This window comes from Methylocaldum sp. RMAD-M (assembly GCF_017832375.1).
Classification (GTDB): domain Bacteria; phylum Pseudomonadota; class Gammaproteobacteria; order Methylococcales; family Methylococcaceae; genus Methylocaldum.
Genome location: NZ_JAFIBZ010000002.1, coordinates 71874 through 97319, shown reverse-complemented (window position 1 = coordinate 97319; position 25446 = coordinate 71874). Strand labels below are relative to the sequence as shown.

Sequence of the window (25446 nt, the reverse complement as noted above, 5' to 3'; positions counted from 1 at the left end):
CGCCCATGACCGGTGATATCCCGTCATCCCGCGCTCTGTACGCCCGCTTGGGCGTTTTGGGCCTTTTGCTGCTGGCTCTGTTCAATCCGACGATATCCCGGAATACCGCCATCGAAGAGTTTTTCATTCTCCTGGACGACTCCGCGAGCATGGGGAACGGACTCGATACGACATGGCCGGTGTTGGCGCAACAGCTCGCCGAAGCTCCGGGCGCGGAACTCCATATCATCCGTTTCGCCGCCGCAGCGGTCGACGATTACTCCGCATCCATAGACGGACAGAAAGGGCGGGAAAAATTACTGTCGTCACCGAGTTATCCCCGGCGGCTGCCCTTGGACCGTAGCGCTACCGACCTCGAGACGGCTTTGCGAGCCGCGCTCCGGCGGGTTCGCCCCGATCGGTCATCCGCCCTGCTGGTGGTCAGCGACATGCGTGAAACCCGTGGCCAAGCGGAACATGCCCTGAAAATAGCCGCCGCATCGAGTGTTCCGGTCTACGGCTTTATTCCATCCGGTGAAGCCGACCCTGGAGATGGCGCGATTCTGGACGTCCAATACCCGACTTACGTTCATGCCGGGCAGAAGATTCCTGTCATCGTTCGCGTATCCGGCTCTCCCTCGACGACGGGGCGGCTGGCCTTGCGGGTGAACGGGCAGGATCGCGAAAGCATCGAAATCGATTTCGGGCGACGGGGCGAAAACGTCGCCCAGATTCCGATCGACCCCTGCCCGCCGGGCATATGCAGGCTCGAATTCTCACTTGAATCCGGTACGGACCGGGATTTCAGCAATAACGCGCGTATCGCACTGATCAATGCAGTCGACCCGCGGCCCATCCTTTACGTCAGCTCGGCAAACCGCCCGCCGCCCGCCGCGCTCGGCTTACAGCGAATAGGGCGGGCCGTGCGGATCATCCCGCCGGTGGAGTTTCCCCGGCGTGAGCTCGACATGCAAAGCTGGGGCGCAGTGGTTTTGGACGACGTGGCCATCGGCGACATGGTTCCGGATGCCTGGTCGGCCTTGATCGACGGCGTGCGTCGGTCGGGGCTTGGGCTCCTGGTGCTGGGCGGTGCGAACAGCTTCGGCGCAGGCGCTTACCGCCATTCGGCCCTGGAGAAAATCTTGCCGGTGACGGCCGAAGGCCGGGACACCCAGCAGGCGGCATCGGTTTTATTCCTGCTCGACAAGTCGGGCAGCATGGACCAGGACCGCGGCGGAGTCAGCCGCTTGGGCATGGCCCGTCGAGCCGTGCTGGAAACGGTCCGGGGTTTATGGGAGAGGGACCGCGTAGGTCTCACCGTATTCGACGCCGGCGTTCACGAGGTCCTGCCTCTCGGCGTTTACGAGGAGCCGGCGAAAATGCTGGAACGGACTTTGGCCTTCACGCCTTCCGGCGGCACCCGCTTGCTGCCGGCCCTCGAATCGGCGGTCGAACGTTTGTCACACGACGGGACCGAAAGGCGCATCCTGGTGCTGGTCAGCGACGGCCGCTTCCTGGAGGGCGATTTCGGCGGCATCGAGAAAAAACTCGCGGACGCCGATATCGAAGTGATCGCTCTGGCAGTGGGCAACCAAGCTGCCATGCCCGCGCTCGAGCGGCTCGCCCGTATGGGGCGCGGCAAGGTCATGCATGTTCGGCAATTGGCCCAACTTCCCCGGCTCATGCGGCGCGAAGTGGAAAAATACCGCGATGCGGCGGAATTGGGAAAAGTCGCTCCCCAATCGCGAAAAACGCTGCCTTTCTTTACCGATGTCGTGTCCTGGCCGGTCTTGTCCGGGTATATGGTCACCAGCCCCCAACCTGAAGCGACGGTCTTTCTGGAATCGCCGAACGGCGATCCGCTGCTGGCGGTCAGGCAGGTCGGCGGCGGTAAGGTCGCGGCTCTTCCGGCCGGCTTGAACGCGTGGGCCCCGGCTTGGCTGGCGTGGTCCGACTGGGGGCGTTTTTTCGGCGGTCTCATCGATTGGATCAGTGCCGCCACCCTCAGTCCCTTGCTGCATGCCCAAATCCATGACCGTCCGGGCCGTCTGGAGCTGGAACTCGAAGCTTTGGCTTCCGATAAGAGCGAGTGGGCCGAGTACCCGGCGGTTGAGTCCGTCGTCACCACGCCTTCGGGCGGCACGTACCGGATTCCCCTGAATCGCATCGCTCCCGGCCGCTATCGGGGCGATCTGCCGGTCAGTCTGCCGGGTATCTATCGCGCGGTATTCAAAGCCGGGGACCGGAGCCTGCAAACGGCGGCCCTGCATGAATCGGAGGAAGAGGCCGGTTCTTCCGGAAACGGCGAGTCCCTGGGGGATAGATGGTTTCGGGAGGGGCTGATTCGCCCTTGGCCGAGCGATGGCGAAATCGCCGTCGATTCGCCGGTCGCCGTGAGCTTGCGCCCCCTTTTGGCGGGGTTGGCGGGCGCGAGCTATCTGTTGCTGCTGGTTTGCGAAAGGGTCGGCGGTTTTCGGGGGTTTTTGTGCAAGAAGACAACAAAAAATGACTAAGCATCCCTTCACCTTCACATTGCTGACGATCAGCCTGATCAATGGATCTCCGGCCCGTGCCGATACGGCAAAGCGGGACTCACTATCGCCCGGAACCGAGTTCTTCGAATTTGCCCCGATCATGATCACCGGTACCCGGACCGATAAGCCCGCTTTCGATCTGCCTTACAGCACCGAGCGCGTCACCGACGGGGATATTCAGAACCGCCGCATGTCACGGACGGTGCCCGAAGCACTTAGCGGGATGCCGGGGGTTATGGTGCAAAAGACCGGCCACGGCCAGGGTTCGCCATTTCTGCGCGGCTTCACGGGTTTCCGGACCCTGTTCCTGATCGACGGCATCCGGCTCAATAATTCGGTCTTCCGCGACGGTCCCAACCAATACTGGAACACTGTCGATCCGCTCACCGTCCGGAGCTTGGAAGTCATCAAGGGGCCGAGTTCCGTGCTTTACGGCAGCGATGCCGTCGGCGGCACCGTCAATGCTTTGACCCGCGGCCGCGATGAGTACGGCGACGGTTTTCTGTGGGACCGGCGAGTCTATTATCGTTTCGCCGATGCCGAGGACTCCCACACCGGCCGGGCGGAAATCAGCGGCAGTTGGGATCAGCGCATCGGCTTCCTGGCCGGCGCGTCGATCAAGAGCTATGGAGATTTGGAGGCAGGCGAGCCTACCGGCAAGCAGCCGATGACCGGCTACGACGAGCAGGATGCCGATTTGAAGCTGGAGTATTTCCTCAATCCAGACCACAAGTTCGTGCTGGCTCATCAGAGGGTCGATCCGGACAATGCGTGGCGTACGCACAGAACCGCGTTCGGCAAGAGTTTCGCCGGCACTCAAGTCGGAACCGACCGGGAACTCTCCTTGGATCAGTATCGGGAGCTGACCTATCTCCAGTACCATGGCAGGAATTTCGATTCTTTCGTGGACGGCGCTCGGGTCAGCGTTTCCTATCATCTCCAGAGCGAGGACCAGTTGCGGGTCCGGAACAATCTTCGCAGCGAGCGAAACGGATTCGACGTGGGCACCACCGGCTTTTTCGCCCAGCTCGACAGTTTTAGCCCGGTGGGGTTTTGGACTTACGGCGTCGAGTACTACCATGACGAGGTGCGTTCCTATCAGAATAACTACAATGCCGCCGGGCGGTTGACATCGAAGGAAATTCAGGGCCCGGTCGCCGACGATGCGCGCTACGACACGCTGGGGGTCTTCGTTCAGGACGATATCAGGCTGATCGATTCGCTCGATTTGGTCATAGGCGGCCGTTACAACCACATCGAAGCGGGCGCCGATCGCGTCAAGCACCCCCTGACCGGCCGGCAGACACGGCTTGAAAGAAGCTGGGACAACGTGCTCGGGACTGTCCGAGCCACCTACCACGTCGACGATGCGGAACATTGGCACGTGTTCGGCGGCATCTCCCAAGGATTCCGCGCGCCGAACCTTTCCGACCTGACCCGCTTCGACATCGCCCGATCGGGGGAGTTGGAGACTCCGGCGCCAAATTTGAGGCCGGAAGACTTCATCGCCTACGAGTTCGGCATCAAGACCCAGCACGAAAACTTTTCGAGCCAGATTGCTTATTTTTACACCGACGTCGAAGACATGATCGTTCGAAAACCCACGGGCAGAACCGTGAACGGAAGCCGAGAGGTGACCAAGAGCAATGCCGGAGACGGATATATCCACGGCGTCGAAATCGCCGGGAGCTATCGGTTTCTGTCCCAGTTCACCGCGTTCGGCGCATTCACCTGGATGCACGGGCGTATCGACGGATATCCGTCGGCGAGTTCTTCTCCGACCGAGGAATACATCGATCGGCTGATGCCGACCATGGGCAACGTAGGGCTCCGATGGGATCATCCGGACGGCAAGTTATGGGCGGAAGGCGTGGTGACGGTCGCCGAGGAACAGGACCGGCTGAGTTCTTCCGATCGTGCCGACAATCAGCGCATTCCTCCGGGAGGAACGCCGGGCTACACGGTTTTGACGCTGCGCGGCGGCTGGCAAGTCTACCGCGACCTCAAGCTGAGCCTGGCCCTGGAAAACGTGACCGACGAAGACTACCGCATTCACGGATCGGGTCTGAATGAACCCGGCCGGAATTTCGTTTTGGCGGCCGACTGGAAGTTTTGATTGGGGGACTTAGATGCAGCTCGCGTATAGCACAAACGCCTTTACCCGCTTCGATTTGCCGGAATCACTCCGGCAAATCGCCTCGCTGGGATTCGCCGGCGTCGAGATACTTTGCGATCGTCCTCACTGGTTTCCGGGGCAGGTCGACCGCGGCGCGTTGGACGAAGTAAAGGCGATCTTGAACGAGACGGGACTGGGGGTAAGCAATCTGAATGCGAATACGGCCAATGGATACTATTCGCCTTCGCCGCCGGAAAACGTGTTCGAACCGGCTCTCACAAACCCGGACGAAAAGCTGCGGCGGTGGCGCGAAAACTACACCATCGAAGCTGTCCGGCTGGCCAGAGAGGTCGGCGCGCGCTGTGTGAGCGTGACCTCCGGCCGGCCGACGTCAGCCTGCGAACCGGAGCGGTCGATAGCCTATTTCGTCGAAAGCCTAGTCAGAATCTGTGGCGTGGCTGCCGATTACGGCGTTCGAATCGGCATCGAGTACGAACCGGGCTTGCTGGTCGAGCGGGCCTCCGAAGCGCTGGACGTGATCCGCGCCGTGGGTTCGCCTGTGCTCGGCGTCAACCTCGATATCGGCCACTCGTTCCTTGACGGCGAGCCTGTCGAGGAAACCGTTTCCGCTCTGGAGGGACGCATCTGGAACGTGCACGTCGAGGACATCAAAGACCGAAAACATTTCCATCGAGTTCCCGGCGACGGCGAACTGCCTTTCCAGCGTTACTTGCACGCCTTGCGGGGTATCGGCTACGGGGGATTTATTACCGTCGAACTCTACAGCTACCCCGATAAACCCGTGGAAGCGGGAAGCCGGGCGCTCGCTTATCTCACTGCGCTGTTGGGAGAAAACCCGTGATCGCCGAGAGAATCTGGCTGCCTTATTTGCAATTGGTGCGCATTCCCAACGCCTTTACCGCCGTTTCGAACAGCCTGGCAGCCCATCTGATTGCAACGGGTGGGCAGATACGCTGGGGAAGCTTGCTGCTTCTCATGCTGGCCTCGGCATTTCTTTATTCGGGCGGAATGGTCTTCAACGATTGTTTCGACTACGAGGAAGATCGCCGCGATCGTCCGTTCCGACCGCTCCCCTCCGGTCGAGTCCCGATTTCGACGGCATGGTTGCTGGGGGGGCTGCTCCTGGCGTTAGGCGTCGTCTCCGCGGGGATGGTCGGCGAGACTCAGTTGTATTGGGCGCTCGCGCTGGCCGCGCTCATCTTTATCTACGACGGCTTGGCCAAAGGGAGTGCCGTCGGCGCCCTGGCGATGGGCGGCTGCCGCTATTTGAACTGGGTACTCGGGTTGTCCATCGTCGATCTCGACGGCGCGCTGCTGTCCGTGCCCTTTGTGATCCTGATTTACGTGATCAGCCTGACTCGGCTCAGTTCCATAGAGACGTCCGGATTCTCCCGAAGGCCTATCGTGCAGTGCATTGTAGGAGTCATCGGCGCCGCTCTGCTTCTTGTCGGTCTGGTTATGTCGGGAACGCTGCCGCACGCTTGGCCTTTGGTCCTTTTGGTGCTCGCTCTATGGAGCGTTCTGCGGGAACTGATAGCGACCTACCGCGAGCCGACACCGGAGAGCGTGCAGCGTTCCGTCAAGAGCCTGGTGCTGGGCATCATTCCGCTCGACGCCTTGCTGGCTTTCTGCGGCGGACCTTGGTGGGGTGGAGTACTGGTGTTATTCTTCGTTTTGCCAAGCCGCCTGCTCGCCCGGCATATCAGGGTTACATAAACAAGAATCGATCGCTCCCGTGGCAGGCTTTTTACCGGATTCATCAATGACTGAGATGTTGAACAGCCTGGTCAGCGCGATTGGCGACGTTTGCTCCGACCAGCAGAATGACTGGCTGCGGGAAGCGCTGACTAAACTCGAGAACAGCAAAGCGCCGGCAACCGATCTAGGCCGGTGTTCAACCCAGGCCCGCCGGCAGCTTGGCCGCCAACCGCTTGGCGCCGGATATTCGCCTTTGATTAGCTCAGTCGGGCCGGTCGCGATAGATCACTGGGAAAGCGGCGACGCAGGCCGTATTGCCATGATTCTTCTATGTTTGCAGCGGGAGCCGGAGCAGGCGGAGACGCTGGTAACGAGCCTTTTTCGCCAAGGGGATGAATCCGAGCGTGCCGCGATCGTCAGAGGGCTGGCACTGTTTCCTTCCGCCGATCGCTTGAAGCCCCTGGCGCTGGAAGCCGGACGTGCCAACAGCCTTGTACTGGTTTCGTCGGTTGCACTGCTGAATCCTTATCCCGCAGCCTATTATTCCGATCGGGAATTCAATCAGATGGTGCTCAAGGCTCTCTTCGTACGCCTTAACGCCGATTTGATCTACGGTCTCGGACAACGCGTGAATTCCGAACTCTCGCGCATGTGCGAGGACTACGTCGACGAACTGTTGGCGGCCGATCGCGACGTGCCTCCGGAAATCTGGATGGCCCTTTTACCCTATGCCTCAGTGAAGGGTGTCGAGTTTGTAAGTCGTTATCTTGACGACCCGAATCCACTGCATCGGTACTACTCGGCGAAGGCCATGGTGCAGTCGTTAAAGCGGTTTCCGGAGCTGCGCGCCGCGCTCGATCAGCGGTTTAGCCTCGAAACGGACGAGCACGTGCGGGAAGTCCTAGGCGCCGCCGCAGGTGGTTGATATCAGTTGAAGTCCAGGAGTTTTTCATGCGCTATTTCGACCCTCACATCCATATGCTTTCCCGTACCACCGACGACTACGAGAACATGGCCGCCGCCGGCATCGTGGCCTTAGTGGAACCCGCTTTCTGGCAGGGGCAACCGCGTACCCAGCCGGGCACTTTTATAGATTACTTCGACTCGCTCGTCGGTTGGGAGCGGTTCCGGGCCAGTCAGTTCGGCATTCGGCATTATTGCACTATCGGACTGAACCCGAAGGAAGCCAACAACACGGCTCTAGCCGAAGAGGTCATGAAACTCATACCGCTTTATTGCGAGAAGGACGGTGTCGTCGGCGTAGGCGAGATCGGCTACGACGACATGACCGACGGGGAAGAGCGATTCTTCGCCGAGCAGTTGCAAATCGCCAAGGACTTGAACCTGCCGGTGCTGGTGCACACCCCCCATCGGGATAAAAAGCGCGGCACCGAGCGAACCATTGCCCTCATTCGGGAGATGAACATGGATGAAGAAATGGTGTTGATCGATCATCTGAACGAGGAGACGCTGCCTTTGGTTTTGGAGACCGGTTGCTGGCGCGGACATTCGGTATATCCGCACACCAAGATGAGCGAGGACCGCATGGTGGCCCTGCTGCAGAAATACGGGTTGGAAAAGATGGTCGTCAACAGCGCCGCTGACTGGGGGCGGAGCGATCCGCTCAAAGTGCCGAAGACGGGCGAAGCCATGCGTCAGGCCGGGTTCAACGAGGATCAGATCGAGTACGTGCTGTACGTCAACCCAATCAACTTTTATGCGCAGAGTGGCCGCATTTCCCTGGAAGAAGTGGGACCTGTCAAAATCGACCAGACCCGACTCTGGGAGAACAATTCGGTGCTGCGCGGACAACTACCGGTCGTGCAGTGAGTGACGCATCTCGACCCAAATGGCATCGCCATGAGCTCACTTATTGCGCCAACGTTCACCCGGGAGAAACCTTCGACGAGGTTCGCCGCGTAATCAGCTATTCGGTCAACGGCGTGCGCGAGCGTCGCCGGATTGCATCCATGGGAACCGGGCTCTGGCTCAGCCAAAGCGTTGCGGCAGAGTTGCGGGAAATATCCCGGCAGGGCCTCGAATTTATCGATCTTCTCAATCGATGCAGGCTCGAACTCTTTACCTTGAACGGGTTTCCATACGGCGGATTTCACTCGATCTCGCTCAAGGAACGGGTCTACCTGCCCGCTTGGACGGAACCGGCACGTTACGATTACACCCTCGATCTCGCCCAATTGCTCGCGGCATGCTTACCGGAATGGCAAAGCGAGGCCACCATATCGACGGTTCCCCTTGGATACAGGTATGGGTGGACGATCGAGCAAACCCGAAAAGCGGCAGATACTTTGTGCAGACTTGCAGCAGCACTGGAACGGCTGCACGAAGTCAGCGGCAAACGTATCCGCGTGTGTCTGGAAATGGAGCCCGATGCCGCACTGGAGTCCACCGATGAAGCCATTGTTTTTTTTCAGCGCGATCTCCCGGAAGCGGCACAGCGCGCACGCCTGAAACCCGAACTGATTCGCGAGTACTTGGGCGTATGCCTCGATGTCTGCCACCAAGCCGTCATGTTCGAAGATGTTGCCGCGTCATTGGCTCGACTTCGAAACGCAGGCATTGAAATCGGAAAAATTCAGCTTTCCAGCGCATTGGAGGTCATCGACCCGTCGGACCCGGAAGTTCGGCAAGTTTTACAAGGTTTTGCCGAGCCGCGGTACCTTCATCAAGTACGTTCGCAACTTGGCGATGGACGAGTAATAGGTGCAAGGGATCTTCCCATCGTATTGAATGACTCCGCTTGGGCGGCGCATGCACCTTGGCGTATTCACTTCCATGTCCCGTTACAAATCAGCGGGTTCGGAAATGGAGCATTAGGAACGACCCGTGATCAGATCGGTAAGGTGTTCGACTTTCTCAGGAACACGTCGGACTCAAAACCGCACCTGGAAATTGAAACCTACACCTGGCATGTTCTGCCCGAAGAGCTAAGACCCCAGACCGAGGACGGTCTTCTGACAAGCCTTGTGCAGGAAATTCAATGGGTTGAAGCAGAAATGAACGAGCGAGAGCTGCTTCATGGCTCGGAGTGTGATCAAGAAATAAGCATGTAAGACGAGGATATTCTTGATGCAACGGGTCTATCAAAGGGTAAAGGTCTGTGCCACGTCTCGATCCTGTCTAAGGACCTGTCTTCAAACCTAGCACTTGGTTAGAGCAGCGAGGTTTGAAAAGAATGTGGTCCAATGAGCGAGGCGGCCATGTGCCAAGCGACTTGAAAGATGCGTATTGTCCTTTCTTGATCCCATCCGGTCCCTTTGCCGGTGTTCCAGCCGGCACAAAAAGGGCGAGCCGCGGTTATGTGCCGCCGGCAAGGAGGTGATCCCAAATCGCTTTCAATAAGGCATTAATTTTTGTAGGGTGGGTTAGGCCGCAAGGCCGTAACCCACCGAGCGACCTCGAATCGGTGGGTTACGCTGCGCTAACCCACCCTACGATTAATGTTCACTCGAATGCCGAATGGAATCAGACCGCTTGGTCGTGGCCTACATGCGCTTCAGAGAAACAACTCCATGCTCGGTTTTTTCCACCAACCCCTGCGCCAGCAGGTTTTTCCAATCGCGGCTTTCCGTAGCTGCAGAAACATTGCGGTAAATAGAGCGATACCAAAGATTGCGTTCATAAAGCTTAATTCCGCTCGGACGGGACGCCAAATATTCCAGTACCTGGTACTGTCGTGGGTTGATTTCTTTACTATTCAACAGCTTTTTAATGCTTCTAGTTTGGCCCCGACGCGAAACGTGAATGGTCCTGCCCGATGGGTTTCGACAGTGATGTCCGACATTGGTGAACACTTTTGTGCAAGTCAATATGCAAACGTATTATGTTGATTTTTTTATAAAAAAGAGAACTTCGCGCCAAATGATGCAAAGTTGTGTGCAAAGCATCTTGCTAGATGTCGCTTGTCACAAGACATGATCTTTTGATCAATCATCCGATAAAAACCCGGCCAAACCGGGTTTTCCGCCCGATAAACATAACCAAGAAGGAGAGTTAGCGGTGCTTCCCCCCCGTAATTTCCTGTATTGATCGTGTAACGCCCCGAGCGCATTCTCTCGCCGGAGTGGGCAGCGAAATCCATCCTGGGGATTTCGAGGGCGATCATTCGGTCTTTGCCGAGACTGCCGATCGAGGAAACGCTCCGAATAACGGCGGCCTGAGTATGGAGAAGTAAGGGGCCGTGAGGCCAACAACAGGGAGGAACGATGGCAAAGGACGACAGCACCGAATCCGGCAAGACGGCCGCGTCCTCTGATGAGGGGACGGCGCAGCATCAAGCTTCTATGTCATACGAATATTGGCTGGACATCGCCAGCGCGATCCTGCTGTCGGTTGCGGCTCTGGCTTCGTCGTGGGCCGGTTACCAGTCCAAACGCTGGAGCGGCGTTCAATCGACCAACTACAACACTTCCTCCATACGGTGGGTCCAAGCGACCCGCATGTCCACGTTCGCCTATCTTTACCGATCCGTCGACCTGGAGCTTTTCATCGAGTGGCTCAATGCCTATAAGGACGGCGACAAAGAACGGGCGAGATTCTTCGAACAACGCTTTCGACCCGAATTCAGGCCGGCCTTCGAAGCCTGGATAGCCAGCCGGCCGCTGGAAAATGCTGCCGCACCCAGCTCGCCCTTCGTCCTGCCGGAGTACCGGCAGGAACTTTCCGACCGGGCTGCTCAATTGGAACAGGACGCGGGAACGGCTTCCGATCAGGCCCAGGCAGCCAACCAGCAAGGCGATGATTATGTACTCACAACGGTGATCTTTTCCGCCGCCCTGTTCTTCACGGGCATCGCCGCGCATTTCAGTAAGTTTCGGGTCCGCGTCGCATTGTTGAGCATCGCCGGGGTGATGGTTTTGGTTGGGCTGGGCCAGTTGGCGACCTATCCGGTTAGATAGAAAGGCGAAACCACTCGGCCGGCCGTTGGTAAACCGGGGATCAGGACGAAATCACAATCCTGCTCATCATCTGCTTAACGCATTTTCGGAGGATTTTTCTCGATGAAACCCAAAGTCGCCATCGCCTGCCAGGGAGGCGGAAGCCAAACCGCGTTTACGGCCGGCGTCTTCAAAGCCCTTGCGGAAAACAATGTTCAAGATCATTTCAACATCGTCAGCATTAGCGGAACCTCGGGCGGTGCCATCTGCGGTTTCATGCTTTGGTACGCCTTGAAACACGGCGAAAAACCCTTTTGCAAGCGGGTTTTGGATTTCTGGAACGACAATACCGCCCAGACGTATCAGGAACGCCTTTTCAATGATTCCGTTATCCACTCGCTTTATCTGACGGGAAAGGGACTGATGCCCCAGTACAACGTGAGCCCCTCGTCTCCGGTGGCGCGCAGTTCCTTTTCGGTTGCGACTCTCGGTATTCGGAACGAATTCACGGATCTTCGGACGCTGTTGGAAACCCATATCGATGCAGACAAACTGGCCGCTCTGGGTCAGCAAACGGAGCCGCCGATTCTGATCATAGGCGCTTGCAATGTGCTCACCGGCCGACTGCATAAGTTCAGTTCATACCTCGAGCCGATCAAAATCGACTATCTCCTCGCTTCGGCGTGCGTTCCCAGCATCTTCCCGGCGGTGTCGATTGGCGAAATGGCCTATTGGGACGGGCTGTTTTCCGACAATCCGCCGATTTCTACTTTGATCGATCCCCGGTTCGTCGGCGCTCGAAACATCCCCAATGAAATCTGGGTGATTAAGATCAATCCAACCACGGCCGATGAAATCCCGGTCGCGCCGGACGACATTCTTGATCGCCATAACGAACTGACGGGCAACATATCCTTGTTTCACAGTCTGCGCCAAATCGAGCGGATCAACGATTTCATCGTCGCAGGAGCGTTCAAGGACGAATTTTTGGCCGAATTCGATATCAAGGAACCAATAAAGATTCCTCGATCGTTCCCCGACGATCCGGACGCGCCCTACCATATCCCGAGAATAGAGATGTCGGTCGAATTGGCGAAAAGCTTGAATTACGAAAGCAAACTCGATCGCTGCCCCGAACATATCGCCCGTCTCGTCCAGGATGGCGAAGAGCAAGGACGGCGGTTTTTGGAATCAAGGTTAAAACAAACGAGTTCCCGTCCGCCGATGGACCCATAAAAAACCCGGCTACGGGGTGCGAGCCGGGTTGTCGCCGAAGACAATCACAAGAATTGATGCGACATATTCAGCGTAGACCAAATTCTCCGGACGGCAAACCGTAATATCCCGGAATACGCATTAATACGCATTTCCGCGCGGGTAGCGGTGCGACAGAATGGCGCCGCCAACCAGGTTCACGGACGAACCGCCCCGACAAACGGGGCTTTTTTTATTCCCAATAAAAAACCCGGCCGAAGCCGGGTTAACTCAACACTCGTTGAAGTGGGAGGATAAGATATGCCGATAATCTTTAAGCAACGGTTGTGCCAGATATTGATCATCCGATAAGTGTTTGAACTATAGCGCAATTTTCGAAGGTATGATTCGGCCACGGAAAACGTATCCGCCAGCTATGCGCTAATATGGTGCCGCGCCGTCCATAGTGGTTCAGCGCGAACCGCAAATCCTCACGAAAAACTCAACGACTGCACTATAAGGGGCAAGCTTGTGCCCCATCCGCGATCGTCTCGAATCTCCAAGAATCGTTTGGACGACGAGAACGGATTCGCCACCCGAATTTGTAAGAAGTCTCACAATTAATTACGGATTGTCGTGTTTGCCACTATCGGCTTCGATCGGCATACGTCCGCCAAGCATTGATTTAAAGGCATTTTGGTCTGGATTTGCCATGGCATGAGGCATGCTTCCGAAGAACCAAATCATTGCCGAATGGCTGTACGCGAATGCGAATTCATCAAACCGAGGCCACCGTCAGTCGGTATTTCTCCACGAGTACTTTTCAAGCCGTCAACGGCCCACGAGCGAGATAGAGGTAGCGGGACCATGAGACATCAAGCGAGCTATGAGATTCTGGACCGCAAAGTTGAATCTCTCTCGGATTCGGACGCTCGGCCCGCATCGGCCCCGTCGCCAAGACCGTCCGCCGGTTCCCGGGCGCAGAATCTATTCGCGGAATGGCGAGAAGACGTGGCCTGCGTTTTCGGCCGCGATCCCGCCGCCCGTACTCGCTTCGAAGTGTTGACGACTTACCCCGGCCTGCATGCCGTTCTCATACACCGCGTGGCCCATCGTCTGTGGCAACGCGGATTTTTTTACGGGGCGCGCTTGCTGGCGTTCTTGACGCGGCTTTGGACCAATATCGACATTCATCCCGGAGCGACCATCGGCCGCCGCTTTTTCATCGATCACGGAGCCGGGGTGGTCATAGGCGAAACGGCGGAAATCGGCGATGACGTCACGCTTTACCATGGCGTCACGCTGGGAGGTACGAGCTGGAACAAAGGCAAGCGCCACCCGACTCTGGGCGACGGCGTTCTGGTCGGCGCCGGCGCCAAGATTCTCGGGCCGATTACCCTTGGCGACAATGTGCGCGTAGGCGCCAATTCGGTCGTCGTCAAGGACGTGCCGGCAAACCGGACCGTGGTCGGCATTCCAGGGAGGATCGTGCAGCCCAAGGAAGGCGTTACCATGAATCCGCAGCGGATCGATCTCGATCATCACCACATCCCGGATGTCGTGAATCAGACCATGGCCGACATGAAGGCTCGCATCGAGTCGCTGGAAAATCTGGTTGCCGCGATGACTCCTCCTGAAAATGACCGTTTATACGCATTGCGAAACGTCGGCAATATAAGAGGTGGGCGGCTCTGAGCCAGGCTTGCCCGACGTGGTGAGGATGGGATGAACTCCGGCCTCGAATACAGCAAATCTCCGCCAATCTTGAACCGTTTATCGACGTGCCCCATGCCGCATTTTCCGTAGCTTGATCGAACCAGTCCCGCCGGTCCGATGGCGACCGGCATTGCCCTTCGGGGCTACCTATGACCAAGGCAGCCGTTCCGGATCGTAACCGGGCGGCCGAGGTCCATTTCCAAAGCCGAAACCGGGCATAAAACCTGCTTCATCCCTTTAATCGAGTTCTGAAGTTGCCAGCGGAGGCTCATCAGAGCTGCAGTCGAGCATGTCAGGGAATTGCGGGCTAATCCCACCGTACGAGGCCGGCTATGTCAGCAAGAGAAGCAGCTAACCCATTGGAAAAGCAAAGGAATTTGGAGCTGATCACGATTTACGAGATCAGCAAGATTCTCAGCTCCTCCCTGGATCTCCATAAAACCCTCCGGGAGGCGCTCAACGTTCTTTCATCGCACATGCACATGCTGCGCTGCATGATCAGCTTGGTGCAGGACAACGCCGACGTGCATGTTATTGGGGCGGCGGGTTTGTCTCGCGATGAAATCGAGCGAGGACAATTCCGGAAGGGCGAAGGAATCGTCGGCAAGATCATCAAGACAGGCGTTCCCATCGTCGTTCGCAATATCGCCGAAGAGCCGCAGTTTCTGAACAGGACGGGCTCGCGCGATCTTTCGAGCGGGCAAAGGATCGCGTTCATAGGCATTCCGATCAAGGCCATGGGGGACACGATAGGCGTCCTCAGCGCCGACCGCGACATGACGACCTACCATGGGCATCTGGAGCACGACGTCCGTTTGCTCAAGATGGTGGCCAATCTGGTCGGCCAGGCGATCAGGCTCCACCAGCTCGTGGCTGCGGAACGCGAACAGCGGATCATAGAGCAGCACCGCTTGCAAAAGGCGGCCCAGCCCGTTCGAGGACTGGTCAACGTCATCGGCCAGAGCCAGCGCATGCAAGAGGTGTTTGCGGACGTGGAACGGGCGGCCTCGGTTCATTCCACGGTGCTGCTGCGCGGCGAAACCGGGACCGGCAAGGAGATGATCGCGCACGCGATTCACCATCTGAGCGCGCGCAAAGACGGGCCTTTCGTGCGGGTCAATTGCGCCGCCTTGTCCGAGACCCTGCTGGAATCCGAGTTGTTCGGCCACGAGAAAGGATCTTTCACCGGCGCGACGCAGGAGCGAAAAGGCCGCTTCGAGCTGGCCCACGGCGGAACGCTGTTTCTCGACGAAATCGGCGACGTATCTCCCAATTTCCAGGTCAAGCTTCTGCGCGTGCTGCAGGAACGGGAATTCGAACGGGTGGGCGGCAATAAACCGATACAGGTCGACGTACGGCTGATCGTGGCCACCAACCGCAATCTCGAGGATGCGGTGCTCAAGGGCGAATTCCGGGCCGACCTTTATTTTCGGATCAATGTGATATCCATTCTCCTGCCGGCGCTGCGCGAACGGCGCGAAGACATCTTTCCATTGGCCGATCATTTCCTGGAACGCTTCAACCACGCCAATCAGCGCCAGCTCATGCTGTCGCCGGAGGCGAAACAGATCCTGGCGGAATGCTATTGGCCCGGCAACGTCCGCGAGCTGGAAAACTGCGTGGAGCGGACTGCGGCCATGTCCCGCGGCAAAACGATTCGCGACATCAATCTGCCATGCCAGAAAAACATGTGTTTTTCGCTGGCGCTGAGGCCGATCTCGCAAATGTCGAGCCCGGTTCCGGCCGTTTCCGCGGAAGCTCCCGCCGCAGCCGAACCCGATCACGATTCGCAAGCGGGAAGAGGAGTGCCGGAATTCAAATCGACGCGCGAAAGGCTGATCTGGGCGATGGAGGAGTGCGGGTGGGTGCAGGCCAAGGCCGCGCGGCTGCTCGGGATGACGACGCGGCAGATGCACTACGCTCTTCAGAAATACAACATCGAGATCAAGAAGCTTTAGAGCCTTTCCCAGTTGGCTGCCCGCCTTGAGTCCATAGGACGCGGTGAGGCATGAACCGCATCGTTCGCGATGACCCAGGAATCGAAACCTGTTCGAAGTGAAAAGGCGCTAACGCTCGATCTCCGCTTCCTCGACGAGCTCCGGCGCTTGCGTAACGAAGCGGCGGGGGCATCGGTCGAGGCGATCGGCCCAGATTTTCAGCTTAAGCCATAGTCCGCTGACGAGCCGCCAGGCGATGACCCTTTCCCAGTAAACGCCGACCTCGACCGGAAATTCCTCCGCGTCGAAGCGGTCCTCGGTCAGCGTGAATTCATGCCGATAGAAGCATCGTTCTCCGGCATCATCGAATCCTAGCTCCTTGCTGGCATGAGCGAAGGTATCCACGTGGCGCTCGAAACTCACGGGCGCTATGGCTTGCCGGTGATAGTCGTCCGGCAGATCGGCGTTCCACTGAATGGTCATGGCGAACCCCATCGATCAGGAAAGTTGTGCAGATTCGGCAGCCCGTCGAGTGCGATGCAAGCCCCGAACGCGCCGATTCTACATTCTTGCGCTATTTAGTAAAGGAAATAGCGAGCTCGCGATTTGTAAATAGCGGCGGGGACTTCCGAACCTCGATGAACCCCGTTTTGTCGGAAATGCGCCTCGGGGTCGCGACAAGAGGAATACGGAGACAGGGTTTTGTCACGAACCTGACATAGCGAAAAATCGAATCAGGCGCTGGCGATTTCAAAAACATCCTTATAAAACAGTATTGTGCGTCTATATTGAGAATGGGCATCGTTATTGCTTGATGCTTGGCGACGGCTTTTTATTCTCATTGAGCGCGATGGATACCCAACTCGACTGGTCGGCCTATGACAGCTACGGTGCTGGCGACGCCTACGCGGCGGTACCTGCCGCGGGCGGCGCCTTCGGCAAGGCCGCGGCCGTCTGTATCGGCAACCGACAGTGCCAGCGCACCGAAAAGGGCGTGATGTGCCCGAGCTTTCGCGCCACTCAGGATGTCGCACACTCGACTCAGCACCGGGCTGCCACGCTCAAGGCTGCCTTGAACGGCGAGTACGGCGTTAAGCCTTTTGTCGGTCCGGAACTCGCCGAGGCAATGGATTTGTGCGTGGGCTGCAAAGGCTGCAAGCGCGAGTGCCCGAACGGCGTGGACATGGCGCTGCTTCGCGTCGAAACGCTCGCTCAGCGCTGGGCAGCGCTCGGCGGAGCGCCGTTACGCGAGCGTCTCTTCGCCCATCTGCCGCGTTTCGCCCACCGGCTCGCGGCGCTGAATCCGCTGATTTCTTTCCGTGAACGCTTCCCCTTTTTGGCGCGATGGGTCGAACGCGTGTTTGGTATCGCCGCCAAGCGTTCGCTGCCGCGTGGCGCAGCCCGGAGTTTTCTTGCTTCTGCACCGAGAGAAGGCATCGGTGCTCCGGACGGCCGCGAAATCGTCCTGCTAGTGGATACCTTCTCCAACCATTTCGATACCGAAACCGCGGAGGCCGCGCTGGAAGTACTGCTGGCGGGAGGCTATCGGATACACATCGCGAGGCCGCCGGCCGGAGAACGGCCTCTATGCTGCGGGCGCACTTTTCTTTCTCACGGCTTGATCGCGGAAACACGGGCAGAGGCCCGGCGCATGGTCGAAACGCTGTGGCCCTATGTGGAGCGCGGGCTCCCCGTGGTCGGACTGGAGCCGTCCTGTCTCCTCATGCTGCGCGACGAGTATTACAGCCTCGGATTGGGGGAGAAGGTCGACAAGATCGCCAAGGCGGCGGTCCTCCTGGAAGAGTTTTTGGCCCGCGAACACGACGCCAAGCGCCTCAAGCTGGCGTTCAAATCCGTGCCTGGCGCGCGGGCGATGGTACACGGACATTGCCACCAAAAGGCCTTTGGCGCATTGAAAGCGATGCGGAAAGTCTTGGGTCTGGTGCCGGAACTCCAGGTCGAGTTCATCGAGTCGAGCTGCTGCGGGATGGCCGGCGCCTTCGGGCTGGAGGCCGAACACTACGAAGTGTCCATGCGGATGGCCGAGCTCGCGTTGTTGCCGAAAGTGCGGGAAGCCGATACCGATACCTTATTGATCGCCAACGGTACCAGTTGCCGTCATCAGATTCGCGACGGCGCACAACGCGAGAGCGTGCATTTCGCACGGGTGCTGCGGATGGCCTTGGCTACTTGAAGCAGAGGGGAGAAGAGAGCATGACGGTTGCATCGGGTTTTTTCGTGGATTGGGCCGGCAATGCCCGTCGGATCGAGGAGCCGGGCGGCGGTTACCGCTGCGAGGTCGATACCGTGGCGCGTTATGTCGCGGTGCTGTCCCAGAAAGGCACGCTCATCCATGAAGGCACCTTTTACAAAACCCTGGCGGACATGGAAGCGGCCGGAATCAAGGCCAAGCTGGTAGACGCCTCGGTCCCCTGGTAGGTGGTGACGGTGAGTTACACCAGCCTATGCAAGCACAGAAACCTCGGCGAAGGCGACATGGTGCCTTTTACCGTGGAAGGCCGCGAAATATTGCTGGTCTGGCCGGATGGCGGGGAGCTCAAGGCCTTTCAAGGCACCTGCCCGCATCACAACGCCCGTTTGAAATACGGCGGGTTCAACGGACGGACCATCACTTGCACCTTCCACAACTGGGTGTTCGACGCGCGTACCGGCCAAGGCCTGATTCCGCCGCGCTGCGCGCTGGAAGAGTATCCGCTTCGGATCGAAGACGGGATGGTTCAGGTCGATCTTTCGGGGTGCTCCCCGTCCTGATGCGGAGAGCGTTCTCACGAATCTTGGGGTTTTTTATTGGTAGTAACTTGGGAAGACTGTTATGGCGAATTACGAAAAATTAAAGAACGACATGTCGATCTGCGACGGTGAAAGGATCGGCGGGTATGCCAGTGCCTGCAGGGGCCAGCTCTACCGCTGCACGGCCTGCGGAGCCGTGGGCTGCCGGCAAGCCAAGGAACATGCCTGCAGCAAGCAGGGATTCAGCGTCGCGTTCAAGTGTTATGCCTGCGGCGCGATCGGAAAGGAAGAGCTCGTCGCTTCTGGTCATGAGGCCAGCAAAAGCGCCGCGAGCACGCCCGCGCGAATGGAGAATACGGACTGACGGATACGGCAATCGGCGGAGGCGAGAACACGATGCGCGATTACTTGATGCTTTTGCTGGGGACTGCGTTGGTCAACAACGTGGTGCTGGTCAAGTTCCTGGGGCTGTGTCCCTTCATGGGCGTGTCGAAGAAGCTGGATTCGGCGCTCGGCATGGGTTTGGCGACCACCTTCGTGCTCACGCTGACCGCCGTGGCCAGTTGGCTCCTGGAGCACTACCTGCTGGCCCCCCTCGACATCGGCTTCCTCAGGATTCTGTCGTTCATCCTGGTCATCGCCGCCGTGGTTCAGTTCACCGAAATGGTCGTTCGCAAGACCAGCCCGGTACTTTATCAAGTCCTCGGCATTTTTCTGCCGCTCATCACGACCAACTGCGCCGTGCTGGGAGTGGCCCTTCTGAACATCCAGCAGGAATACGATTTCCTGCACAGCGCCCTATTCGGATTCGGTTCCGCCCTGGGATTCACCCTGGTCATGGTCATTTTCGCCGGCATTCGGGAGCGCCTGGCCCTCATGAGCGTTCCGGAAGCTTTCGCCGGCGTGCCGATCGCTTTCATCTCCGCCGGGATTCTGTCCCTGGCATTCATGGGATTCGCAGGACTCAACACACATTAGGCCAGCTTATGTACATCCTATTCGCCGTACTCAGTCTTACCGCTTTAGGACTTGCTCTGGGCTTCATGCTGGGCGCCGCCGCCCGCTACTTCAAGGTCGAAGACAACCCGCTGGTCGACGAGATCGAAAAGATGATGCCGGGCTCGCAATGCGGCCAATGCGGCTATCCCGGCTGCCGGCCGGCGGCGGAAGCCCTGGTGGCCGGCAAGGCGTCCGCCACGCTGTGTCCGCCCGGCGGAAAGGCCTTGGCCGAACAGTTGGCGAGCAAGCTCTCGCTGGACATCGATCTGGCCGGCGTGGAAGACCAGGTTCCCATGGTGGCGAGAGTCAGCGAAGCGACCTGCATCGGCTGCACCCGCTGCTTCAAGGTGTGTCCTACGGACGCCATCGTGGGAGCGCCCAAGCAGATTCATGCCGTGGTCGCCGATGCCTGCATCGCCTGCGGAAAGTGCGTGGAGGTCTGCCCGACCGAATGTCTCGGGATGCAGCCCATCAAAACCACCTTGCGTAACTGGCGCTGGGCCAAACCCGATCTCGCTGCAGCGGGAGCCTGAAAATGGTCGTACTGGACATCAATGCGCTATGGCGCCGACGCAGCAAAATCCGGGGCGGTGTCCATCCGGAATCCCGCAAGGAATCGACCGCCGATAAACCCATAGTCACAGATTTCCCTTTGCCGGAACGGCTTTACCTGCCGCTGCAGCAACACTTGGGGCAACCTGCGGAACCGGTGGTCCGGGCGGGCGACAAGGTGCTGAAAGGGCAATTGCTCGCGGCGAGCCGGGGTGCGGTCTCGGCCTCGGTGCATGCCTCGACTTCCGGAACCGTGGCCGGCATCGAAGAATATCCGGCGCCGCATCCTTCGGGACTCCCGACCCCGACCATCGTTCTCGAACCGGACGGGGAGGATCGCTGGATCGAGGGGGCTGGCGAAGCTGATCCGTTCAGCCTGACACCCGAGGAACTCTGCGCCCGCGTCGACCAGGCCGGCATCGTCGGCCTGGGAGGAGCCGCCTTCCCGTCGGCGATGAAGCTGAACCTCGGATGGCGGACTCGGATCAACACGCTCATCATCAACGGCGGCGAGTGCGAACCGTATCTGACCTGCGACGATCGGCTGATGCGGGAGCGCGCCGCGGAGATCGTCGAGGGCGTCCGGATCATGCTGCACGGGTTGCAATGCCCGACCGCCTTGATCGCGATCGAGGACAACAAGCCGGAAGCGTATGCCGCCATGCTCGATGCGGCGAAAAAACACGGCCGCATCGAGGTCGTGCAGGTGCCGTCCCTGTATCCCATGGGCTGGGAAAAGAATCTCGTCACCCATCTGACCGGCAAGGAAGTGCCCGCGGGGGGGCGTCCCACCGACGTGGGCGTGCTGCTGCACAACGTCGCGACCGCTTATGCCGTGCAACGGGCCGTTCGTTACGGACGGCCGCTGATCAGCCGGGTGGTTACGGTAAGCGGCGAAGCGGTGGAGTCGCCGCGCAACGTGGAGGCGCCGTTCGGTACGCTGTTGTCCGAGCTGCTCGCCTTCTGCGGGCACAAGCCCGAACGGACGGCCCGCTACGTGATGGGCGGGCCGATGATGGGCGATCATCTGCCTCACGTTCAAGTGCCCTTGGTCAAGCGCACCAGCGGCATCCTGGCGCTGACGCCCGAAGAAATCCAGGCTGCGGACGCCAGGCCCTGCATCCGCTGCGGGCGTTGCGTCTCGGCTTGTCCGGTCGGATTGCTGCCGTTGGAAATGATGACCCGCATCCGCGCCGGCCAGCTGGACGCCGCAGTGAGTTTCGGGCTTAGGGACTGCATCAGCTGTAGTTCATGTTCCTATGTCTGTCCGTCGCGAATTCCCCTGGTGCATTACTTCAAATATGCGAGCGGGGAATTGATGGCGCGCCAACAGGCGCAGCAGAAAACCGAGCAGACCAATCGCCTGGCCGAGGAGAAGCGGCTGCGGCTGGAAAGGGCCAAACAAGCGGCTGCGGCGCGCAAGGCGCAGGCTTCCGCCAAGGAGGATGCGTCATGAGCAAGGTATACCTGCCCGTCGCTCCGTTAACCGGCGCCGACCATCCGGTGCAAGCCATCATGGCGCAGGTGGTATTGGCACTGGTGCCGGCTACCGCTTTCGGCCTGTTTCTATTCGGCTGGCCGGCCCTTTATCTGTTTTCGACTACTGTCTTGTCAGCGGTGCTGTTCGAAGCCGTTTGCCTGAAGTTGGCAGGCAAACCGGCTTCGCTTTTTTTGTTGGACGGTTCCGCACTGTTGACCGGGTGGTTGCTGGCTTTGAGCCTTCCGCCCTGGGCGCCCTGGTGGATAGGCGTGACCGGAGCGGGCCTCGCCATCATCGTCGGCAAGCAGATCTACGGCGGCATCGGCCAAAATCTGTTCAATCCGGCGATGCTCGCGCGTGTCGCCCTGCTGGTGTCGTTTCCGCTGGAAATGACGACCTGGGTCCAGCCGGCGCCTCTATTCTCCGGGCACGCCCCCGGCCTGCTCCAGGCATTGGGAATCACCTTTGGCGGTGCCGGCATCGATGGTTTCGCCAGTGCGACCGTCATAGGCCATGCCAAGACCGAATTGTCTCAAGGCAAAACGCTAGTCGAGGCGTTTGCGAACGGACAGTTCGGCCTGGCCGGAGCATGGCTGGGCTGGATTCCCGGCAGCCTTGGCGAAACCTCGGCCCTGCTGGTGGCGGTCGGCGGCGTATGGCTGCTTTGGAAGCGGATCATCACTTGGCACATCCCGGTAGCCTTGCTGGTCACCGTTGCCGGCCTCGCAACCATCTTCCACCTCATCGACGGCGATCGTTATCTCGGTCCGCTGTGGCACCTCGGAGCCGGCGGCGTGATGCTGGCCGCGTTCTTTATCGCAACCGATTACGTCACCTCGCCCGGCAGCCCAAAAGGGCAGCTGATTTTCGGTGCCGGCTGCGGACTCTTGATCTTCGTCATCCGCACTTGGGGCGGGTTTCCCGAGGGCGTGGGCTTCGCCGTGCTGTTGATGAACGCGCTGACGCCGGTGATCGACTATTACGTCCGGCCCCGCATCTACGGGCGCGATTACAAGGGCAAGCCCTTGAAATTGCCGGAGGGTAAAGAATGATCGCCTTGAATAAAGAGGCGCTTCTGCAATTTGCACTCCTGCGATGGCAAAGACTGCGCCGAAACTTCGATGATCTGGATGCGCTTCGGCAGCGTTTGGACTATCAGACTTATTTGCTGGCCGTTTGCGCCCTGGCTGCCAGTCTGCTCTTAGGGATAGGCGATCTGGTCACCAAAGAGGCGATCGCGGAGCGCCAGGCCGAAGATCTCCGGGCGACGCTGGGACAGGTGCTGCCGGAAGCGCTTTACGATAACGACGTGCTTGCAAGCCTGCGGGTGATTCCGTCGGCGGGAGAAGGGACCGGCCTTGATCAAACCGAGGTTTTCGTCGCCAAGAAGGGCGGCGAAGTCACCGCCGTGGCGTTCAAGATGCTGGCTACCGGCGGCTATGCCGGCGACCTTACCCTGATGGTGGGCGTGGACCGCGACGGAAAAATCCTGGGCGTTCGGGTTATCTCGCATGCCGAGACGCCGGGCTTGGGCGATAAGGTCGAAACCTCCAAGTCCGGCTGGATTCTGGGGTTTAACGGCCGATCCCTGAGCAATACGTCCCCGCAAGGCTGGCGGGTCAAAAAGGACGGCGGCGACTTCGACCAATTCGCCGGCGCCACCATTACGCCGCGGGCGGTGGTCAAGGGCGTCGAAGGCGGGCTCAAATTTTTCGAGCGCCACCGCCAGGAGCTTTTAGCGGCAACCGAATAGCGGAGGAAAGCCGTCATGTCCGAATCCTTGAGCAGAATCGCCAAAGAAGGTTTGTGGAGCAACAACATCGTCTTCAGCCAGAGCATCGCTTTGTGCCCGCTCCTGGCGGTCACCGGCACGACCACCAACGGGCTCGGCATGGGGCTCGCCACGACCGCCGTTCTGATGGTATGCAATCTGTTGATTTCTTACGGCCGGCTGCTCATACCGTCGGAAATCCGAATTCCCGTCTTCGTGGCGCTGATCGCGATGGTCGTCACCCTGGTGGACATGCTGATGAACGCCTGGCTGCATGAATTGCACAAGGTGCTGGGGCTCTTTATTCCGCTGATCGTGACCAACTGCGCCATTCTCGGCCGGGCGGAAGCGTACGCTTCGCGCAAGCAGCCGGTTTACGCCCTGTTCGACGGGCTCATGATGGGGCTTGGGTTTACGCTGGCTCTGGTCGTCCTGGGCGCGGCTCGGGAAGTCAGCGGCTCGGGAACGCTGTTCGCCAATGCTTCCCTGCTGTTGGGGCAGGGGTTCGCCTGGCTGGAAACCACGCTGATCCCGGAGTATCGCGGATTCCTGCTGATGGCCTTGCCGCCGGGCGGTTTCCTGATGCTGGGTTTTATTCTTGCCGGAAAAAGATTGCTGGATAAGCGTTTGGCGCGCAGGCCGCTGCGAAACGCGGCGATCGAACAGCCTTTGGCCGAAAACGTCTAATTGGGTGAAGAGATATGCACGTCGGTGTATGTTACGCGGAAGCGGATCGCCAGGTATGGATGCGGCTGGAGGTCCCGGACAACAGCGTGGTGGAAGAAGCGATCCGCCGCTCGGGCATCTTGGAGTGCTTCCCGGAAATCGATCTGACCAGGCAAAAGGTCGGTATATTCGGCAAGCTGGTGAAGCTGGACAGTCCGATCAACGATGGAGACCGCATCGAAATTTACCGTCCCATCACGGCCGACCCGAAAACCGTCAAGCGTCGCCGCACCGCAAGCGATGACGACGATGACGATTGAGCGCGCCGCGCTTGGGCTACTTTTTCAATAACAATACAAACGGAGAACTTTCCCCGTGAAAGGCGACAGCAAGGTTATCGAATATCTCAACAAAGTCCTCACCAACGAATTGACCGCGATCAACCAGTATTTCCTGCACGCGCGGATGTTCAAGAACTGGGGGCTGCATAAACTCAACGAGAAGGAGTACCACGAATCCATCGACGAGATGAAGCATGCCGATCAGGTGATCGAACGCGTGCTATTCCTCGAAGGCCTGCCGAACCTCCAGGATTTGGGCAAGCTCAAGGTCGGCGAGCATACCGTGGAAATGCTGGAATGCGACTTGGCCCTGGAAATGGACGCCATTCCGCTGTTGCGCGAGGCCATCGCCTATTGCGAGCAGGTCAACGATTACGTGAGCCGTGAACTCCTCGAACACATTCTCGAAAGCGAGGAAGAACATGTCGACTGGCTGGAAACGCAATTGGGTCTGATCGCCAAGATCGGCATCCAGAATTACGAGCAGTCGATGATGTAAACGCTATCGCATGCGAAAGGCGAACTCGGGCGGTCGTTGACCGCCTTTTTTTTGTCCGCTTTTAAACAAATTCCCATGAATGTTGGCTGCTTTGTATTTGTCCGGACATTCCCATACCGGCTGGCATGAATCTATCCACTTGAATATAAAGGCGTATATGGATGGTACGCGGATTGCACTGTAAACCATCGGTACTAGGTTCAACGGATGTTTCGGCTCTGACGGTCAAGCCGCACGATGAGGAAGTGCCGCTATGCCCGCACTGAGACGGAACAGCGCGAATAGACAGACAGGAGC

The 25446-nt window shown here is 58.8% G+C and carries 26 protein-coding genes; 23 read left to right on the top strand and 3 right to left on the bottom strand.

Annotated features, from left to right (window positions below):
* Nucleotides 1-5 precede the first annotated feature (5 nt).
* Genes JOD69_RS02580 through eboE form a run of 7 tightly spaced genes read left to right on the top strand, consistent with a single transcriptional unit; the run spans nucleotide 6 to nucleotide 9419 of the window.
* A complete protein-coding gene (locus JOD69_RS02580) occupies nucleotides 6-2492 on the top strand; it encodes a VWA domain-containing protein (RefSeq protein WP_086135353.1) in 2487 nt (828 codons plus the stop codon).
* Nucleotides 2485-4629, top strand: a complete 2145-nt coding sequence (locus JOD69_RS02575; RefSeq protein ID WP_086135354.1) for a TonB-dependent receptor — start codon at nucleotides 2485-2487, stop codon at nucleotides 4627-4629. The genes JOD69_RS02580 and JOD69_RS02575 overlap by 8 nt, the downstream gene beginning before the upstream one ends.
* A 13-nt stretch (nucleotides 4630-4642) precedes the next feature.
* Complete coding sequence (locus JOD69_RS02570) at nucleotides 4643-5491, top strand: sugar phosphate isomerase/epimerase (RefSeq protein WP_086135355.1); 849 nt, start codon at nucleotides 4643-4645, stop codon at nucleotides 5489-5491.
* Nucleotides 5488-6366: a UbiA family prenyltransferase gene (locus JOD69_RS02565; protein WP_086135356.1), complete on the top strand. Its 879-nt coding sequence runs from the start codon at nucleotides 5488-5490 to the stop codon at nucleotides 6364-6366. The genes JOD69_RS02570 and JOD69_RS02565 overlap by 4 nt, the downstream gene beginning before the upstream one ends.
* Nucleotides 6367-6412: 46 nt before the next feature.
* A complete protein-coding gene (locus JOD69_RS02560) occupies nucleotides 6413-7273 on the top strand; it encodes an EboA domain-containing protein (protein ID WP_139841155.1) in 861 nt (286 codons plus the stop codon).
* A gap of 26 nt (nucleotides 7274-7299) precedes the next feature.
* Complete coding sequence (locus JOD69_RS02555) at nucleotides 7300-8178, top strand: TatD family hydrolase (RefSeq protein ID WP_086135358.1); 879 nt, start codon at nucleotides 7300-7302, stop codon at nucleotides 8176-8178.
* On the top strand, nucleotides 8175-9419 hold the full coding sequence (gene eboE, locus JOD69_RS02550) for a metabolite traffic protein EboE (protein WP_086135359.1): 1245 nt from the start codon (nucleotides 8175-8177) through the stop codon (nucleotides 9417-9419). The genes JOD69_RS02555 and eboE overlap by 4 nt, the downstream gene beginning before the upstream one ends.
* Before the next feature lie 432 nt (nucleotides 9420-9851).
* On the opposite strand, the gene JOD69_RS02545 is transcribed toward eboE, so the two are convergent.
* Nucleotides 9852-10067, bottom strand: coding sequence for a hypothetical protein (locus JOD69_RS02545; RefSeq protein ID WP_139841156.1), 216 nt, complete (start codon nucleotides 10065-10067; stop codon nucleotides 9852-9854).
* Nucleotides 10068-10201: 134 nt separating this feature from the next.
* Nucleotides 10202-10471: a hypothetical protein gene (locus tag JOD69_RS02540; protein ID WP_086135360.1), complete on the bottom strand. Its 270-nt coding sequence runs from the start codon at nucleotides 10469-10471 to the stop codon at nucleotides 10202-10204.
* Between the two features lie 100 nt (nucleotides 10472-10571).
* Here JOD69_RS02540 and JOD69_RS02535 point away from each other — a divergent pair, with 100 nt between their 5' ends.
* The 4 genes from JOD69_RS02535 to nifA all read left to right on the top strand — a co-directional run bounded on the left by JOD69_RS02535 (nucleotide 10572) and on the right by nifA (nucleotide 16111).
* Complete coding sequence (locus JOD69_RS02535) at nucleotides 10572-11264, top strand: hypothetical protein (RefSeq protein WP_086135361.1); 693 nt, start codon at nucleotides 10572-10574, stop codon at nucleotides 11262-11264.
* Between the two features lie 102 nt (nucleotides 11265-11366).
* Nucleotides 11367-12479: a patatin-like phospholipase family protein gene (locus tag JOD69_RS02530; protein WP_077729016.1), complete on the top strand. Its 1113-nt coding sequence runs from the start codon at nucleotides 11367-11369 to the stop codon at nucleotides 12477-12479.
* Nucleotides 12480-13304: 825 nt separating this feature from the next.
* Nucleotides 13305-14132 (top strand): serine O-acetyltransferase, encoded by an 828-nt coding sequence (gene cysE, locus JOD69_RS02525; protein ID WP_086135362.1) that lies wholly within the window; start codon nucleotides 13305-13307, stop codon nucleotides 14130-14132.
* 353 nt (nucleotides 14133-14485) lie between these two features.
* Nucleotides 14486-16111: a nif-specific transcriptional activator NifA gene (gene nifA, locus JOD69_RS02520; protein ID WP_086135363.1), complete on the top strand. Its 1626-nt coding sequence runs from the start codon at nucleotides 14486-14488 to the stop codon at nucleotides 16109-16111.
* Nucleotides 16112-16219: 108 nt separating this feature from the next.
* Here nifA and JOD69_RS02515 read toward each other — a convergent pair whose 3' ends face one another.
* Nucleotides 16220-16573, bottom strand: a complete 354-nt coding sequence (locus JOD69_RS02515; protein WP_139841157.1) for a hypothetical protein — start codon at nucleotides 16571-16573, stop codon at nucleotides 16220-16222.
* Between the two features lie 367 nt (nucleotides 16574-16940).
* Between JOD69_RS02515 and JOD69_RS02510 the strand changes: the two genes are divergently transcribed.
* The 12 genes from JOD69_RS02510 (at nucleotide 16941) to bfr (ending at nucleotide 25149) form a co-directional block, all read left to right on the top strand.
* Complete coding sequence (locus tag JOD69_RS02510; RefSeq protein ID WP_086135500.1) at nucleotides 16941-18284, top strand: 4Fe-4S dicluster domain-containing protein; 1344 nt, start codon at nucleotides 16941-16943, stop codon at nucleotides 18282-18284.
* Between the two features lie 20 nt (nucleotides 18285-18304).
* Nucleotides 18305-18529, top strand: coding sequence for a hypothetical protein (locus JOD69_RS02505; RefSeq protein WP_210023784.1), 225 nt, complete (start codon nucleotides 18305-18307; stop codon nucleotides 18527-18529).
* A gap of 9 nt (nucleotides 18530-18538) precedes the next feature.
* A complete protein-coding gene (locus tag JOD69_RS02500; RefSeq protein WP_086135501.1) occupies nucleotides 18539-18862 on the top strand; it encodes a Rieske 2Fe-2S domain-containing protein in 324 nt (107 codons plus the stop codon).
* A gap of 61 nt (nucleotides 18863-18923) precedes the next feature.
* Complete coding sequence (locus tag JOD69_RS02495) at nucleotides 18924-19205, top strand: hypothetical protein (protein WP_077729021.1); 282 nt, start codon at nucleotides 18924-18926, stop codon at nucleotides 19203-19205.
* Between the two features lie 32 nt (nucleotides 19206-19237).
* The gene (rsxA, locus tag JOD69_RS02490; protein ID WP_077729022.1) at nucleotides 19238-19819 is read left to right on the top strand and encodes an electron transport complex subunit RsxA; all 582 of its coding nucleotides are present in this window, start codon (nucleotides 19238-19240) and stop codon (nucleotides 19817-19819) included.
* Nucleotides 19820-19827: 8 nt separating this feature from the next.
* Nucleotides 19828-20373 (top strand): electron transport complex subunit RsxB, encoded by a 546-nt coding sequence (rsxB, locus tag JOD69_RS02485; RefSeq protein ID WP_077729023.1) that lies wholly within the window; start codon nucleotides 19828-19830, stop codon nucleotides 20371-20373.
* A gap of 2 nt (nucleotides 20374-20375) precedes the next feature.
* The gene (gene rsxC / locus JOD69_RS02480; RefSeq protein WP_086135365.1) at nucleotides 20376-21848 is read left to right on the top strand and encodes an electron transport complex subunit RsxC; all 1473 of its coding nucleotides are present in this window, start codon (nucleotides 20376-20378) and stop codon (nucleotides 21846-21848) included.
* Nucleotides 21845-22924 carry an RnfABCDGE type electron transport complex subunit D gene (locus JOD69_RS02475; RefSeq protein ID WP_086135366.1) on the top strand — a complete coding sequence of 360 codons (1080 nt, stop codon included), beginning with the start codon at nucleotides 21845-21847 and terminating at the stop codon, nucleotides 22922-22924. The genes rsxC and JOD69_RS02475 overlap by 4 nt, the downstream gene beginning before the upstream one ends.
* A complete protein-coding gene (rsxG, locus tag JOD69_RS02470; RefSeq protein WP_086135367.1) occupies nucleotides 22921-23625 on the top strand; it encodes an electron transport complex subunit RsxG in 705 nt (234 codons plus the stop codon). The genes JOD69_RS02475 and rsxG overlap by 4 nt, the downstream gene beginning before the upstream one ends.
* A 15-nt stretch (nucleotides 23626-23640) precedes the next feature.
* Nucleotides 23641-24330, top strand: a complete 690-nt coding sequence (locus tag JOD69_RS02465; protein WP_086135368.1) for an electron transport complex subunit E — start codon at nucleotides 23641-23643, stop codon at nucleotides 24328-24330.
* Nucleotides 24331-24344: 14 nt separating this feature from the next.
* The gene (locus tag JOD69_RS02460; RefSeq protein WP_077729028.1) at nucleotides 24345-24629 is read left to right on the top strand and encodes an RnfH family protein; all 285 of its coding nucleotides are present in this window, start codon (nucleotides 24345-24347) and stop codon (nucleotides 24627-24629) included.
* A 55-nt stretch (nucleotides 24630-24684) separates the two neighbouring features.
* Nucleotides 24685-25149, top strand: a complete 465-nt coding sequence (gene bfr, locus JOD69_RS02455; protein ID WP_077729029.1) for a bacterioferritin — start codon at nucleotides 24685-24687, stop codon at nucleotides 25147-25149.
* The last annotated feature ends 297 nt before the right edge of the window (nucleotides 25150-25446 follow it).